We start from the raw sequence: 15,662 nt of genomic DNA, 5'->3' as shown, positions 1-15,662 counted from the left end.
CGGGGCCCGCCGGTTCAGACGCCTAGCGCCGGCACCCACGCCGACCCCGGGAACACGCCGACGATGTACAGCACTGCGATGGTGAACGTCGCGAGGGTGATGGCCGCGGCGGGCGGGTCCCAGTGCGTGTCTCCGTGGGCGTAGAATATCCGTTGCCACACTTCGCCGAGCAGTGCGCCGTAGACGCCGAACACCGCGGCGACGACCACGACGAGGATGCCGCTGGCGGACGGGTCGCTGGCGACGACGGCGGCGCCGGCCGTCGACGCCGGCAAGGTCATGTGGTGTGTGACCGGAATCTTCTCGACGCCGAGGTTGAGGAACGTCAACGAGGCGGCGCTGATGCCGAAGCCGAGGAAGTAACTCCCGGTCTGCAACCAGATGTAGCCGCCGAGGATGCCTGTAACCAGTCCGATGAGGGCGACCCCGCTCCACTCGTACTGGTGGGGGAGCCACGGTTCGACGGCGAACCGCTCTTCGCCGGCCTTGTCCGCGTCGCCGTCGACCTCGCCTGCCCGCCGCTTCTCGCCGCGCTCGAACGGCGTCATGTCGAAGAGGCCGTCGCCGGCGACGACGCCGATGACGGAGTATCCCAGCACCACGCGGTGGAGCAAGGCGCTGAGCGTGACGGCGACGGCGATGGGGTCCCACGGCAGTGCGAACGCCGCCGAGAACTGCGTGATGAGCATGCCCGCGATACCGAACAGCCCGCCGGCGACGAGGTGGCTCGGTTCGGTACCCAGCGCGAACGTAATCGCCTTCGCGTTGTGGTAGTCGAACCCGGCACCCATCTCGTTATCTCTGGCGGCGTAGGCCGCCGCGGCCGCCCCGCCGGCGAAGGAGATGTGGGGGCCGAACACCGGGCCGAAGGCGACCAGACCGGTGACGTTCGCGGCCAACTCGGCCTGCGCGAACCCCGCTGCCTCCCCCGCGATGACCATGAATCCCGTGAAACAGAACGCCGGGAGCGCCCCGAGTGCCGCGCCGAATGCACCCCCGCCGAACGCCGCGATGAACAGGATGACGAGCGTCGAGAACTCGATGCCCAGCACCGGGACCTGTAACACCGTCGTCAGCATGGGTAGCTCCGTCCGTGTTCTCTCGGGGACAGCCATATCGTCAGCGGAACGGCACGTCTCGTCGGACCCGTCGTCGGTACCTGACCGCTCGATTCGACGTGTGTCGCTATCATTGCTGAGGTGTGTCGGCGGCGCTGGTGACCCAGATATCCGCCTCGACTGGAAAAATATCGCTATTTGACAGTATAGTTTGCCACCGGTTACCGACCCTGCGACGGGCGTCCGGGCGGCACGGTCGGCGAGAGCCACCGTGGTCAGAGTATCGGAGTAATCGGGGATTACGTCGGTCTGACGGTCGTCTGTTCACACCCGTTGCCTTCGAGGCGGACACGCACCTCACCGACCCCGGCTCACTCGGCCCAGTATCGGCTCTCGGCGCGGTCTCGGAAGCGTCGTCGCTCCCGAGACAACCTGAGAAGAGCGAACCATTTTCCCGTCACGGGGTAGAGTTGCGGGTATGTTCGACAAATCCACGTGGATACGCCTGCCACGGAACGTCGTCATCGGGCACGGGGTGCTCGGCCAGACGCTCGACGCCGTGGAGGAACTCCACCTCTCCGGCCGGCCGCTGGTGGTCTCCAGTCCGACACCGCACGCCGTCGCTGGCGAGAAGGTCGTCGACCAGTTCGCGGCGGCGGGGTACGACCCGGCCGAAATCGTCATCGAGGAGGCGAGTTTCGACGCCGTCCAGCGCGTCATCGCCCACGCCGAGGATGCCGACGCGGGGTTCGCCATCGGCGTCGGCGGCGGGAAGGCCATCGACATCACGAAGATGGCGGCCGACGACCTCGGTCTCGGGTTCGTCTCCGTCCCGACGGCGGCCAGCCACGACGGTATCGTCTCGGGGCGCGGGTCGGTCCCGGAAGGGGACACCCGCCACAGCGTCGCGGCCGAACCGCCACTGGCCGTCGTCGCCGACACCGAAATCCTCGCCGAGGCCCCGTGGCGCCTGACGACGGCGGGGTGTGCCGACATCATCTCGAACTACACGGCGGTGCGGGACTGGGAACTCGCCCACCGACTGAAGAACGTCCCGTACTCGGAGTACGCGGGCGCCCTCTCCCAGATGACCGCCGAGATGCTCGTCGAGAACGCTGACTCGATAAAACGGAACCTCGAAGAGTCCTCGTGGATCGTCGTCAAAGCCCTCGTCTCCTCCGGCGTCGCGATGTCCATCGCGGGGTCGTCCCGGCCCGCCAGCGGCGCCGAACACCTCTTCTCGCACCAACTCGACCGCATCGCCCCCGGCGCGGCGCTCCACGGCCATCAGGTCGGCGTCGGCGCCATCATGACCGAGTACCTCCACAGCGGCCCGAATGGGCGCTGGCGTGACGTCCGTGACGCCCTCGGCGCGCTCGGCGCGCCGACGACCGCGGAGGACCTCGGCATCGACCGCGAGACGGTCATCGAGGCGCTGACGACGGCCCACGAGATTCGCGACCGCTACACGATTCTGGGCGACGGGATGAGCGAAGAAGCCGCCATCGAGGCCGCGACGGTCACCGGCGTCGTCTAGACGAGCTCGCCGACTGCGTCCGGGTCCGAGTCCCAGCGGACCGCCTCGCCGGCCGACTCGTCGTCTTCGACCAGTTCCGCCGTGAAGACGACGCTCAATCGATACACCGTCTCGTCGTCCTCGTCGTCGGCGTTTCGCACGCCGGAGATGTTCGCTCGCACGGCGTCGGTGACGGTACAGTCGACGCCGGCGGCGTCGCGGACGATGCGTTTCGCCGCCGTCTCGACGTTCTCGCCGGGTCTCGTCTGGCCGCGGGGGAGCATCCACTCCCCGTCGCCCTCCCGGAGCATCACGGCCCCGTCCTCGTCGCGGACGATGGCGTGGACGTCGAGTTGGCCGTCCCGTGACTGCTCGACCGCTCGCTGGTAGCTCTCTTCGCCCACCTCGAACGTCGTCTGCGTGACCGACGGCGAGCCGAACTCCTCGTCGAGCCGTGTCAGCCGCTCTTCGACACGGGCCCGCGAGCGGTCGGATACGTCCATGCACCGTGGCTGGGGCGGACCGTGTATAAACCCAATCAATCGTTCTCAGCGCGGATACTCGGACGAACCGGCAGACGGCGGCGGAATCGTCGACACCGTGCCACCGCCCTCCGGCGGTCGACGACGGCGCTTTCGAGGCCGATTTATATACGACCCTCGCTCAGACGTGTTCGTCGAGGAACTCGACGACGCGAGTGTACGCCTCGATGCGGTTCTCCCGCTTGCTGATGCCGTGGCCCTCGTCGTCGAAGACGAGTTTCTCGACGGGGACGCCGTGGTCGGCCACCTCGTCGGCTATCTGCTCGGCCTCCCCGACGGGCACGCGCGGGTCGTTCGCGCCGTGGAGGACGAACAGCGGTGCGGTGATGCGCTCCACCTTGTTGATGGGCGAGACGGATTCGAGGAACTCGCGGTCCTCGGCCAGCGACCCGTACTCGGCCTCGCGCAGTTCACGCCGCCACTCGCCGGTGTTCTCCAAGAACGTCACGAAGTTGGCGATACCCACCACGTCGACGCCCGCGGCCCACAGGTCGGGGTACTCCGTCAGCGACGCCAGCACCATGAACCCGCCGTAGGACCCGCCCATGGCGACGATGCGGTTCGGGTCGACCGCCGGGTGGTCGTGGAGCCAATCGACGCCCGCGCGGATGTCTTTCACCGAGTCCATCCGCTTCTCGACGTCGTCTAAGTGCGTGTAGGCCTTCCCGTAGCCCGTCGACCCGCGGACGTTCGGTTCGAGGACGGCGTAGCCCCGCGAGAGGAAGTACTGGGTGAGGCCGGCGAAGGAGGGCCGGCGCTGGCTCTCGGGACCGCCGTGGATGTCCACGATGACCGGCGTCTCCCCCTCGGGAGCGTCCGGCGGGAGCGAGAACAGCGCCGGAATCTGCCGCCCGTCGAAGCTCTCGAAACGGACTACCTCGGGTTCGACGAACGTCTCCTGCGGGATGCCGGCGGTGGAGGCGTACGTCCAGCGCTCGCTCTCGCCGCTCTCGGCGTCGACGACGAAGACGTTCGTGTTGACGGTGCGGCCGGTGACGCTGACGGCGAACTGCTCGGCCTCCGGTCCCCACGCGACGCCGCCGGCGAGGCCCCCCGGTAGGTCCGGGGCCGGGAACTCCTCGACGGCTGTCGGTCCGTCGAACTCGCCGACCGTGAGTTCGTTGTACCCCTCGACGTTCCGGGAGTACGCGAGGCGGCCGCTGTCCTGGTCGATGGCGACGCCGTCGATGTTCCACCCGTCTCCGTCACGAACGGGGTCGAGGTCCCCCTCCAGCGAGAGACGAGCGAGCGAGAGCGTGTCGCTTCGCTCGTCCGTGACCAGATACAGCGCGTCGCCGTCGGGACTCCACGAGACGCTGACGTACCGGACGTTCCCCTCGTGTGGCGTCAGGTGCGTCCGCTCGCCCGTCGCCACGTCGAGGACGTACACGTCTTGGTCGAAACTGGAATGGGCCTCGCTGATGGCGAGGTGCTGGCCGTCGGGCGACCACCCGTTGACGGTGAACCAGCCGTCGCCCTCGTAGACGAGTTCGGCCTCGTCCCCGGTGGCGTCGCGGTCCTGCACGTACACGTCGAAGACGGCCTCGTCACGGCGGTTCGAGGCGAACGCGAAGGCCTCGCCGTCGGGTCGCCAGCCACCCCAGCGGTGTTTGGCCTCGGGCATCGCCGTCAGGTCGGTGACTCGGCCGTCCTCGTCCAGCCGGTACAGCTGGGCGCGCTCGTTGCCGCCCTCGTCCATCCCGAAGACGAGTTCCTCGCGGGTCGGCGAGTAGTCGACGAAACTCACGGGTTCGTCGTAGAAGGTCCGCTGGTCCGGCCACGCGCCGGGTTCGGACAGCGTCCAGACCTGCCCGACGCCGGTCGTGTCCATCAGGAACGCCAGCGTCCCCTCGGGAGAGACCGAGGCCCCGTAGGCGCTACGGACGTTGAGATAGCGTTCGAGGTCGTAGTCGTACACGCCTCTCCCGACGGGTGGCGCGCCCAAAACCCTTGCTGGCGAACGGGTGGCTTTTTGAGAACCCCCGGTGAGGGGTTGTATATGCGTGTCGCGGTCGTCGCCATGGAGACGAGTCACTACCGGGACACCGAAGGGCGTCGCCGAGTCGAACGCGTCGCCGCCAATCTGGCCGAGGCCGGGCACGAGGTGTCGGTGTTCTGCTCGCAGTGGTGGGGCGGGTTGGACAAGCGGTTCGCTCCCGAGGACGTCACCTACCGCGCCGTCACCGTCTCGCCGACCGTCCCCTCGTTCTGTACGCGCCTGCCCGCACTGCTCGCGAACTACCGCCCCGACGTGATTCACGCGGTTCCCTCGCCGCCGTCGGTCCTGCTCGCGGCCTCGCTGGGCGGGACGCTCGCCCGGGCACCGCTGGTCGTCGAGTGGTTCGGCGACGAGGCCCTGCCCGAGGCCCGCCGGACCGACTGGTCGCTCCGCGCACCCGACCAGTTCGTCACGCCCTCGGAACTCGTCCAGACGTCGCTCTGGGAGGCCGGCGCGCCGGACGACCGGACCACCATCGTCCCCGAGAGCATCGACATGGACCTCGTCCGCGAGGCAGACCCGGCCGAGGAAGTCGACGTGGTGTACGCCCACCCGCTTGACGAGAGCGCCAACGTGGAGTCGCTGTTCCTCGCGCTGGCGGAACTCCGACAGAAAGACTGGTCGGCGACTATCGTCGGCGACGGCCCCGAGCGTGCGACCTACGAACAGGAGGCCGCCGACCTGCGCATCGACGACCGGGTGGAGTTCGTCGGGTCGTGTGACGTCGAACGGCGCGTCTCCATCTACAAGGGCGCGCACGTGTTCGTCCAGACGGCCTTTCGCGAGTACTTCGCGACGGACCTGCTGTGGGCGCTCGCGGCTGGCTGTATCGGTATCGTGGAGTATCAGGCGGGGTCCAGCGCGCACGAACTCGTCGAACAGCGCGACCGGGCCTTCCGCGTGACCAACCCGCAGGAGATAGCCGACAAGATAGTCGAATCCGCGGACATGGAGCGCCGGACCGCCGACGAATCCCTCTCGGAGTTCGACCACGAGGCGGTGCGAGCGGAGTACGAGTCGCTGTACGACCGACTGGTCGAGGACCACGGCTTCTTCTGAGTCGTCCCGCCCGGCCAGACGAAACCCGTTTGCCCCTCTGGCCCCTGTCACGGAGTAGTGACAGCAGAGGAGTCAGCCGACGAGGACGAGGCCGCCGGCCCGGCGATAGAACTCGACGCGGTGTACGACGCCATCGACGCCGTCGGGCGGCCACACCTGACTGCGACGGAGTTGTCGAGAAAGACCGACCTGACCCCCGACGAGGCCCGCGAGGCGCTGGAAACGCTCGCGGCCGACGGAGAGATCCGTCGGCAGGACGTGACCGAGGTCGAGTCCATCTGGTACCCCACGGATGTCGCGGAGGTGACCGACCGCGAGCGGGTCGTCCTCTTCCCGGACCGCCGCGAGGTCGTCGTCGAGCACCCCGACCAGTTCACGCGGGCGCAACTCTCGCAGTTCGCCCGCCTGCAGGACTCGAACCGCTCGGGGGGCTACGTCTACGAGATTCGCGAAGCGGACGTCTGGGCCGCACCCCACGAGTCGCTGGAGGGACTGCTCGCGACGATGCGGGACGTCCTCGGCGAGCGGTCGCCCCACCTCGAAGAGTGGGTGACGAGTCAGTGGGAGCGCGCGCGGAAGTTCCGCCTCTACACCCACGAGGACGGCTACGTCGTCCTCGAAGCCGAGAGCGACGACCTGATGGGCAACGTCGCCCGGCAGAAACTCGACGAGGAGACCCTGCGCGCCCCCATCTCGGATTCGGAGGCGTGGGTCAACGAGGACGCCACCGCCGAGGTCAAGCGCACGCTGTACGAGGCCGGCTACCCCGTCCGCGACGACCGCGAACTCGAGGAGGGCGACGCGCTGGAGATGGACCTCCTGCTCCGCCTGCGGGACTATCAGGCCGACTGGGTCGAGCGGTTCACCGAGCAGGGGTCGGGCGTGTTCGTCGGGCCACCGGGGTCCGGAAAGACGGTGGCGGCGATGGGGACGATGGCCGCTATCGGCGGCGAGACGCTCATCCTCGTCCCCTCGCGGGAACTCGCCACGCAGTGGCACGACGAATTGGTCCGCCACACCTCGCTCTCTGACGACGATATCGGCGAGTACCACGGCGGCGAGAAGTCGATTCGGCCGGTCACCATCGCCACCTACCGCACGGCCGGGATGGACCGCCACCGGAAACTGTTCGACCAGCGCAAGTGGGGCCTCATCGTCTACGACGAGGTCCACCACGTCCCGAGTCCCATCCACCGCCGGAGTGCCGACCTCCAGACCAAACACCGCCTCGGTCTGACGGCGACGCCGACGCGCGAGAGCGACGACGAGGAGGAGATATTCACGCTCGTCGGCCCGCCCATCGGCACCGACTGGGGGAAACTGTTCGACGAGGGGTACGTCGCCGAACCCGAAGTCGAGATTCGTCTCGTCCCGTGGGGCGAGGACGGCGAGCGCTCGGAGTACGCCGCCACGTCGGGTCACGACCGGCGGCAGGCCGCGGCGAACAACACCGGCAAAGTCGACGAGATACGCTACACGCTCGCCGAACACCCCGCCGCGAAGGCGCTGGTGTTCGTCGAGTACCTCGAACAGGGCGAGGCCATCAGCGAGGCCATCGACGCCCCCTTCATCAGCGGCGAGACGCCCCACGCCCAGCGCGAGAAACTGTTCGACGAGTTCCGCCGGAGCGAACGCGAGACGCTGGTCGTCTCCCGCGTCGGCGACGAGGGCATCGACCTGCCCGACGCCGAACTCGCCGTCGTCGCATCGGGGCTCGGCGGGTCGCGTCGACAGGGCGCGCAGCGCGCCGGACGGACGATGCGACCCGCGGGCGACGCGCGCATGGTCGTCCTCGCGACCCGCGGCACGACCGAGGAGGACTTCGTCCGCCGCCAGATGCGCCACCTCGCCTCGAAGGGGATTCGGGTGAACGAGACGGAGGCCGAAGCCGTCGACCCGCCGGCGGCAGAGGACTAGGCACGGCCCCGCACTATCGTCCACGTCCCGCCGAGTTCGTCGGGGACCGTCTCGACGCTCGTCACCTCGAACCCCGCGTCCGCCAGTAGCTCTCGGTTCCGCTCCCGGCCGTAGAAACTCCAGACCATCCGGGTGTCGGTGTCCAACCAGTCGTCGTTCTCGCCGGCCCACGCCTCGCTCCCGACGGCGACGAGCAGGTGTCCGCCCGGCTGGAGGACGCGTTCGAACTCGGCGAAGACGGCCGCGTGTTCTTCGCGCGGGACGTGGATGACCGCGTGGAAGGAGACGACGGCGTCGAACGCGCCGTCGCGGAACGGGAGGTGGGCGAGGTCGCCCTGCACGAGTCTGGCGCCCGGCAGTCGCTCCCGGGCCTTCCTCAACTGCTCGCGCGAGATGTCGAGGCCGGTCACGTCGTGGCGCGCCGCGAGGGCGTCGGTCGCCGGCGTGCCCGCCCCACACCCGGCGTCGAGGACTCGACTGCCGTCGCCGAGCGTCGACGCCAGTCCCTCGACGTGGTCGCGGTCGCACCCCTCCTCGTCTCGCTCGGCGGCGTACGCCGAGGCTATCTCGTCGTACCCCGACCGAACGACGGCTCGCTGGTCCATAGCCCGGCTCCAGCGGCGGGCGGCAAGTGTCTTCTGTCGGCCAGTCGACCGATGGCTAGCTGTGTAGTCTGTGGCCGGGCGCGACGTTTCAATGAGTTGTGGATGCGCCTATGGTACTCCGACACGTACCGGTGGTATGGCCCCCGCTATGACCTGCCCCGACTGCGGTGCGCAGATCGAGGACGCGGACGACCTCGGGGCCGGCCGCCGCGTCCACCGACTGACCCTCGACGACACCGGGTCCGTGACCGTCGTGAACGACGAGACTGTGACGCTCTGGCACTGCGAGAACTGCGATTTGGTCGTCGGGTTCAGTTAGCGTCGAACTGCTCCGGGTCGCGCGTCGCCTCGGCGACGCCGACAGCCGCGGCGTTCTCGGCCACGTCGTGGACCCGCACCACGTCGGCGCCGCGTTCGGCCGCCAGCGCCGTCCCCGCGACAGTCGCCTCCAGACAGTCGCCGGGGTCCGCGCCGACGAGGCCGAACAGCGACTTGTGGGAGTGGCCCACGAGGACGGGACAACCCAGCGCCCGGAACTCCGGGAGCCGGTCGAGTAGTTCGAAGCTCTCGACGGCGGACTTCCCGAAGCCGATGCCGGGGTCGACGAGAATCTGCTCGCGGTCCAGTCCGGCTTTCTCCGCCAGCAGGACCCGTTCGGTCAACTGGTCGATGCAGTCCTCGACCACGTCGTCGTAGTGGATGTCGCTGTCCGGGTCGACGGGCGTCTCGATGGAGTGCATCACGACGACGGGCACGTCGTACTCGGCGGCGACCAGTCGCATCTCCGGGTCTTCGAGGCCCGAGACGTCGTTGAGGATGTCCGCGCCCGCGTCCAGCGCCGCCCGTGCCACGGCCGCTTTCCGCGTGTCGACGGAGACGTCGACGTCCACGTCGGCGAGCGCTTCGACGACGGGGACGACGCGGTCTATCTCCTCCTCGACCGGGACGGGGTCGGCACCCGGGCGGGTGGACTCGCCGCCGACGTCGAGGATGTCCGCGCCGTCGGCGACCATCTGCTCGGCGCGAGCGACGGCGTCCTCGACGGCGTTGTACTCGCCGCCGTCGTGGAACGAGTCCGGCGTGATGTTGAGGATGCCCATGACGGCCGTGCCGTCGTCCCACGGGTACCCGCGCGAGTCGTCGGGTTGCTGGATGTCCAGCGCCTCGCGCAGTTCGTCGGCGAACGTCGAGAGGCCGTAGGGCTGGCCGTCGAGTTTGTCGGCCAGTCGGCGGTAGTGGGCCATCGTCGCCATCGTCACGACGTCGACGCGCTCCTCGTCCTGGTCGTTCAGCCCGGAGATAGCACACTCGCCACCGAGCGACAGCAGTTCCTCCTTGAGGTACTGGGCCTGTCGTGGTTGCACGCGGGTCCGGAGGACGCGGTGGACGCCCTTCCCGCGCATCCGCCACGCGCCGGCGTCGGTGACGTGCGCGGCCTTGATGGTCTCCCGGGACTCCTCGACGGAGTCGACGCGCTTCGGGACCATCGTGCGCGACCAGCGCGTGCGGGCCTCCCGAACGGCGTACAGCGACCCGGTGACGAGGACGGCGTCCCCGTCGTCTGCGGCGTCCAGTGCCATCCCGAGGGCACCGGCCACGTCGTGGCGCGTCTCCACGTCGGCGTCGGTGGCGGTCCGGAACGCCTCGGCGACGACCGCCGGACTCTCGGCCCGGTCGACGTCCGGTTCACAGGCGATAGCGTGGTCGGCCACCGACAGCGCCTCGGCGGCGCCGGCGTGGTCCTTGTCGACCATCGCGCCGACGACGACGTGCAGGTCGTCGTAGTCGAACGAGTCGAGCGTCTCGACGGTCCGTTCGAGGCCGCCGGGGTTGTGCGCGCCGTCGAGGACGACCAGCGGGGCCTCGCCCATCACCTCGAAGCGGCCCGGCCAGTGGGCGTTTCGCAGACCGCGTTCGAGGTCCGCCTGCGCTACGTCGGCGACCTGTCGGACGAGCGTCGCCGCGATACCAGCGTTGTGGGCCTGGTGCTCGCCCAGTAGCGGGAGGTGCGTGTCGACGTGCCAGTCTGGGCCGTCGACGGTGACCGCGCCTTCGAGGCCGTCTCGGCCGCCGTAGGTGACGGTCACGTCGGCGTCGTCGCCGTCGCCGACGGTCACCACGTCGCCGGCCTGTTCGCGGACCGCGTCGAGGGCGTCGCCCGTCGTCCCGGTGACCAACGGCGCGTCGTCCGGTGCGACGTGGGCCTTGTCGCGGGCGATCTCCTCGACGGTGTCCCCGAGGATGTCCGTGTGTTCGAGTGTCACGGAGGTCACCGCGCTCGCGACGGGGTCGACGACGCTGGTAGCGTCGTACCGCCCGCCGATGCCGACTTCGAGGACGGCGACGTCGACGTCCTGCCGGTCGAACTCCCAGAGGGCGAAGGCGGTCAGCGTCTCGAAGAACGTGGGCGATTCGCCGTCTGCGCCGCGCTCGGTGACGTACAGTGCGACCGTCTCGACGAACTCGACAAGTGCGGTCTCGGGCACTTTCCGGCCGTTGACCCGGATGCGCTCGCGCACGTCGTCGAGGTGCGGCGAGGTGTAGAGGCCGACGTCAAGTCCTGACTCCCGGAGGGACCGCTCGACCATCCGGGCGGTCGACCCCTTCCCGTTGGAGCCGGCTATCTGGACACAGCGGAGGCCCTCGTGTGGGTCGTCGACGGCGGACAACAGGCCCCGTGTGGCGTCGGTACCGGCTCCCGACGGGAACCGGCGCAACTCGAAGAGGAAGTTCGCGGCCTCGTGGAACTCCATGCCCGGAGTATCGGAGCCGCGCGCTTTAGCCTGTCGGACCGACAGGAAACCGTGCCACAGGACCTACTCGACACGACGCCGTCGGAGCGCCGATAGACACAGCCCGGCCGGACGCTACTGCTCCTCGCGTTCGCGCCCCTCTATCCACCGGACGACGGCCCCGCTCACTGCGAGGAACGCAACCCCGAGCAACGGCGCGACGTCGACCTCGCCGGCAGTACCGGGCCGCGGGGACGGTTCGTCGGCCGTCTCCGCCTCGCTGCTGTCGGCCTCCGTCCCGCCGGCCGGGGCGTCCTTCGGCGCCCACTCGACGTCCGAACGGTCCTCGGTCCGCCCCCTCGGTTCGGGTTCCTCGGGCGCCGGGTCCTCGTCGAGGACGGTGCTCGCGACGGACTCGTCGCGCGTCGTCGCCGAGTCGTCCGGTGCCGGTGTCTCCTCGGCCTCGTCAGTCGCCGTCGTGGCCGAACTCGGCCCGGCGGCCGTCGTCGCTCCGCCGGTCGGCCCCGCAGTCGGTCCGGCGACGCTCGTGGCCGGAGGTGGTGTCTCTCCGCTCGGGAGCGTCTCGTCGTCGCCACCGTCACGCCGGCGGTACCACCAGATACCGACCGTCGCTATCCCGAGGAGGACCAGCGAGACGCCGACGCCGAGCAGCCCCCACTCTCGGAGTGCCGACGGCGCTTCCTCCTCGGCCCCTGTGTCGGCGTCCGGGCCGCACTCTGTCGTCGCCGTGGCGTCCCGACTGCCTGCGGGCGCAGTCTCTGTGACCGCCTCGTCGGCCACCGTCGACGCCTCGGACTCGGCGACGGCGACGCCGGGAACCGCGTCCAGTACCCGCGCGACGACGCCGGCGTCCACGTCGACACGGAGAATCGTGTAGTCGGCCATACCACGACCGACGGCCGGACGTGATTTAAATCCGCGTGACCACGGGTCGGGGACCATCCACTGGCCGACGCCCGTCGCCGCTACGTCTCCGTCTCGACCTCTCGGTCGTCGTCGCGGGCACGCCGCTCGGCCGCCTGCACGGCGTCCTCTCGCGATATCTCGTCGGGACCGACCGCCGTCCCGTCCGCCTCGTTCAACAGCGCCTGCAGTTCCGCTTCGAGTTCCGCCTCCGAGAGGTCGCCGTCGACGTAGCGCTCGGTGAGTTCGGCCCGGCGCGCTTCGACGGACGGTTCGAATCGGTCCCCCAGTTCTAGAGAGGCGAGTGGCGGCACGGCAGACTCGACCCGGTGGAAGAAGTCGGCCGCGCGCTGACTCTCGGGCAGTGACGCTCGGCTGGCGAGTTCGGAGAGGAGCGCGGCGAGACAGAGCACGTCGAGACCCGCGAGGACGAGCGTTCCGAGGACCCACGCGGCGACGACGCCCAGAATCGGGCCCCCGGTCACGAGCGTCGACAGCGTCGCGACGAGGCCCACGATGGCGACGCCGGCGGTCCCAAGCGTCGTCAGGACGACGCCGGCGAACAACAGCAAGTGGCGGTTTTCGGCGACCCAGTTCACACACGCACCTAGTCACAGTCGGGTCAAATGGCTTTGGTCATCGGTCCTCGCCGTGCCCGTTGACGGGGACGTAGGAGCGACCCGACTCGGAGAAGGGGCCCAGCACCCACTCTCGCAGCGTCAGCTGACGCTTCTGTCCACCCTCCCGGGCCGTCTCCAGACGGCGTTCGGTGGTCTGGAAGTAGTTGACGACGGTGACCAGCACCACACCGCCGATGGAGTTGCCCAGCAACACGGGGACGACGAACTGCGTGACGCCGACGGCGAGGGCGAGTTCGCCGACGAAGACGAGGTACAGCATCTCCGTGGCGGAGACGACGACGTGGTAGAGGTTCCCGAACGGGATGGCGAGGAACGAGACGTAGACGAGCGCCAGCCGTGAGATGCTGTCGCGGAGCGAGTAGTCGACCCAGACGACGCCGGCGACGATGAGGCCGGCGAACACCGCCTTCGCGAACAGCGTCCACCACGGCGTCTCGATGGCCTTGTGTGCGAACCCCTCGGCCGCCATGGCCGCCGCCGGCGAGAGCACACCGGTCGAGGCCAGTGCGAGTGCGCCGAGCAAGCCGCCCGCGAGGTTGGCGAGCAGGACGACCCCCCAGATGCGCATCAACGCCGGCAGACTGGCGAGCCGTTCCAGCGTCAGCGCCACGGGCGGGAGCGTGTTCTCCGTGTACAGTTGGTAGTCGCCGAGGATGATGAAGACGAATCCGAGCGGGTACAGGAGCGCACTCAGTATCGGGTCGCCGTCGGTCGAGGCGTACAGCGACGCGTACAGCAGGAAGGTGACGGTGATGGCGAACCCGGCTGCCAGCCCACTGAACACCAGTTCGCGCGTGCTCGAAGATATCTCCTCGTCCGCGGCGACGACGATGCGCTGGAAGATTTCGTCCGCTGAGAACCTGTCTCGGATCGTGTGTCCACCCGCCGGCGCGCCGCTCTGTGAGACGTCGACGGCGTCGCGGACGGCAGTCTCTCTGTCTGAGTCGTTCGGCATCGTGGGTCGATTCGCCGCCGGTCGTGAAGCCCTTTTTGAACCCGTACGGACGCCGCCGGACCACGGCGCGAACGTCGACGCCGCGCAGACCGCACTCGTCGGCGCTCAGTCGTGTCGGAAGGAGCGCTGACCGGTCATGACCATCGCCATGTCGTGTTCGTCGGCGGCCGCGACGACGCTCTCGTCGTTCTTCGACCCGCCGGGCTGGATGACCGCCTCGATGCCGGCCTCGGCGGCGTACTCGATGCCGTCGGGGAACGGGAAGAAGGCGTCCGAGGCCATGACCGCGCCGTCGGCGTCTTTCCCCTCGGCGTGTTCCTCGGCTTTCATCGCCGCGAGTCGGACGGCGTCGACGCGGGACACCTGTCCCATGCCGATGCCGACCGTCTCGGTCCCCTTCGCGAACAGGATGCCGTTCGACTTCACGTGTTTCAGCGTGTGCCACGCGAACAGCATCGACTCTATCTGTTCGTCGGTCGGTTCCCGCTCGGTGACGACCTCGAGGTCGTCGGCCGTGAGGTGCTGGGTGTCCCGTTCCTGGACCAGTCGGCCGCCCACGAGGGGCTTCTCGGTCAGCGCGTCGGTGACCTCGAAGTCGCCGTCGACGTCCAACACGCGGAGGTTCTCCTTCTGGAAGAGGACGTCCAGCGCGGCGTCGGTGTAGCCCGGCGCGACGACTATCTCCTTGAACGAGTCGATAATCTGCTCGGCCGTGGCGGCGTCACACTCGCGGTTGAGCGCGACGATGCCACCGAAGGCGCTCTGTGGGTCCGTCGAGAGCGCGTCGGCGTAGGCGTCGGCCAGCGAGTCGGCGGTCGCACAGCCGGCGGGGTTGGTGTGCTTGATGACCGCGGCCGCCGGTTCCTCGAACTCCTTGATGAGGTTGAGCGCGCCGTCGGCGTCGTTGTAGTTGTTGTACGACAGCGCCTTCGCGCCCTCGTTCAACTGGTCGGCGTGGACGACGCTGGCCTCGGAGACGGTGGTGTCGGCGTACAGCGCGGCGTCCTGATGTGGGTTCTCCCCGTAGCGGAGGTCGGCCGCCCGGTCGTCGGAGACCAACCGGCGCGCGGGGAAGGCCCCGCCCTCGTCGCCCTCGACGTCGACGGTCCCGCGCTCCCAGTCGATATCGACGCGGTCCTCGGCGAACCACTTGACGACGCGGGGATAGGCGGTGAACTCGCCCTCGTAGAGGACGCGTCGCTTCAGGTCGTCCTCGTCGTCGCCCTCGAAGACGGGGATGGGTTCCTGCGTGACGATGGGGCCGCCGTCGACCGTCTCGTCGACGACGTGGACGGTACAGCCCGTCACCTTCACGCCCGACTCCAGCACCTGCTCGTGGGTGTCGTCCCCGGGGAAGTTCGGCAGGAGCGACGGGTGGACGTTCAGCGTCGTCGGCGTGCCTTCGAGGAACGTCTCGCTGAGGATTCGCATGTAGCCGTCCAGCGCCACGAGGTCGAAGTCGTACTCCGAGAGGGCGTCGAGGACGCGCTCCTCGTGGGCCGCGCGGGCCTCGTCGGCCTCGCGCTCGACGACTTCCGTCGGGATGCCGCGTTCGGCGGCGGCCTCCAGCACGGGCGCGTCGGCGTCGTTCGTCAGCACGACGGCGAACTCCGCCCCACCCGGGGCGCGGTCGGCGATGTTCGTGAGGTTCCGGCCACGGTTGCTGGCCATACCGGCGAGTTTCATACCTGAGTGGGTGGTGGGGCCGTGCAAA

The 15,662-nt window shown here is 69.1% G+C and carries 13 protein-coding genes; 4 read left to right on the top strand and 9 right to left on the bottom strand.

Annotated features, from left to right (window positions below; genetic code table 11):
* Positions 1 to 14 precede the first annotated feature (14 nt).
* Entirely contained in the window at positions 15 to 1,079 is a 1,065-nt protein-coding gene (locus EGH21_RS01980) for a DUF7973 family transport facilitator (protein WP_220616794.1), read from the bottom strand.
* A 457-nt stretch (positions 1,080 to 1,536) separates the two neighbouring features.
* On the opposite strand from EGH21_RS01980, the gene EGH21_RS01975 reads away from it, so the two are divergent.
* On the top strand, positions 1,537 to 2,595 hold the full coding sequence (locus tag EGH21_RS01975; protein WP_220616793.1) for an NAD(P)-dependent glycerol-1-phosphate dehydrogenase: 1,059 nt from the start codon (positions 1,537 to 1,539) through the stop codon (positions 2,593 to 2,595).
* Here EGH21_RS01975 and EGH21_RS01970 read toward each other — a convergent pair.
* Entirely contained in the window at positions 2,592 to 3,077 is a 486-nt protein-coding gene (locus EGH21_RS01970; protein WP_220616792.1) for an NUDIX domain-containing protein, read from the bottom strand. The genes EGH21_RS01975 and EGH21_RS01970 overlap by 4 nt on opposite strands.
* A 160-nt stretch (positions 3,078 to 3,237) precedes the next feature.
* Complete coding sequence (locus EGH21_RS01965) at positions 3,238 to 5,034, bottom strand: S9 family peptidase (protein ID WP_220616791.1); 1,797 nt, start codon at positions 5,032 to 5,034, stop codon at positions 3,238 to 3,240.
* 81 nt (positions 5,035 to 5,115) lie between these two features.
* On the opposite strand from EGH21_RS01965, the gene EGH21_RS01960 reads away from it, so the two are divergent.
* Together EGH21_RS01960 and EGH21_RS01955 are read left to right on the top strand one after the other, a co-directional pair.
* Positions 5,116 to 6,174 carry a glycosyltransferase family 4 protein gene (locus EGH21_RS01960; RefSeq protein WP_220616790.1) on the top strand — a complete coding sequence of 353 codons (1,059 nt, stop codon included), beginning with the start codon at positions 5,116 to 5,118 and terminating at the stop codon, positions 6,172 to 6,174.
* A 57-nt stretch (positions 6,175 to 6,231) separates the two neighbouring features.
* Positions 6,232 to 8,091 carry a DEAD/DEAH box helicase gene (locus EGH21_RS01955; RefSeq protein WP_220616789.1) on the top strand — a complete coding sequence of 620 codons (1,860 nt, stop codon included), beginning with the start codon at positions 6,232 to 6,234 and terminating at the stop codon, positions 8,089 to 8,091.
* On the opposite strand, the gene EGH21_RS01950 is transcribed toward EGH21_RS01955, so the two are convergent.
* Complete coding sequence (locus EGH21_RS01950; RefSeq protein ID WP_220616788.1) at positions 8,088 to 8,696, bottom strand: class I SAM-dependent methyltransferase; 609 nt, start codon at positions 8,694 to 8,696, stop codon at positions 8,088 to 8,090. The two genes, EGH21_RS01955 and EGH21_RS01950, sit on opposite strands and share 4 nt — an antisense overlap.
* A gap of 136 nt (positions 8,697 to 8,832) precedes the next feature.
* On the opposite strand from EGH21_RS01950, the gene EGH21_RS01945 reads away from it, so the two are divergent.
* Positions 8,833 to 9,015 (top strand): hypothetical protein, encoded by a 183-nt coding sequence (locus EGH21_RS01945; RefSeq protein WP_220616787.1) that lies wholly within the window; start codon positions 8,833 to 8,835, stop codon positions 9,013 to 9,015.
* Here EGH21_RS01945 and folP read toward each other — a convergent pair.
* The 5 genes from folP to purH form a co-directional block, all read right to left on the bottom strand.
* Positions 9,008 to 11,449, bottom strand: coding sequence for a dihydropteroate synthase (gene folP, locus EGH21_RS01940; protein ID WP_220616786.1), 2,442 nt, complete (start codon positions 11,447 to 11,449; stop codon positions 9,008 to 9,010). The two genes, EGH21_RS01945 and folP, sit on opposite strands and share 8 nt — an antisense overlap.
* A 114-nt stretch (positions 11,450 to 11,563) precedes the next feature.
* Positions 11,564 to 12,334, bottom strand: a complete 771-nt coding sequence (locus EGH21_RS01935; protein WP_220616785.1) for a hypothetical protein — start codon at positions 12,332 to 12,334, stop codon at positions 11,564 to 11,566.
* 80 nt (positions 12,335 to 12,414) lie between these two features.
* Positions 12,415 to 12,951, bottom strand: a complete 537-nt coding sequence (locus EGH21_RS01930; protein WP_220616784.1) for a hypothetical protein — start codon at positions 12,949 to 12,951, stop codon at positions 12,415 to 12,417.
* 37 nt (positions 12,952 to 12,988) lie between these two features.
* A complete protein-coding gene (locus EGH21_RS01925) occupies positions 12,989 to 13,948 on the bottom strand; it encodes a formate/nitrite transporter family protein (RefSeq protein ID WP_220616783.1) in 960 nt (319 codons plus the stop codon).
* A 105-nt stretch (positions 13,949 to 14,053) separates the two neighbouring features.
* On the bottom strand, positions 14,054 to 15,634 hold the full coding sequence (gene purH / locus EGH21_RS01920; protein WP_220616782.1) for a bifunctional phosphoribosylaminoimidazolecarboxamide formyltransferase/IMP cyclohydrolase: 1,581 nt from the start codon (positions 15,632 to 15,634) through the stop codon (positions 14,054 to 14,056).
* Positions 15,635 to 15,662 lie beyond the last annotated feature (28 nt).

Origin of the sequence: Haloarcula rubra (genome assembly GCF_019599465.1) — an archaeon.
GTDB classification, from domain to species: domain Archaea; phylum Halobacteriota; class Halobacteria; order Halobacteriales; family Haloarculaceae; genus Haloarcula; species Haloarcula rubra.
The sequence above is the reverse complement of the archived record's forward strand: the minus strand, read 5'-3'. Positions and strand labels throughout refer to the sequence as shown.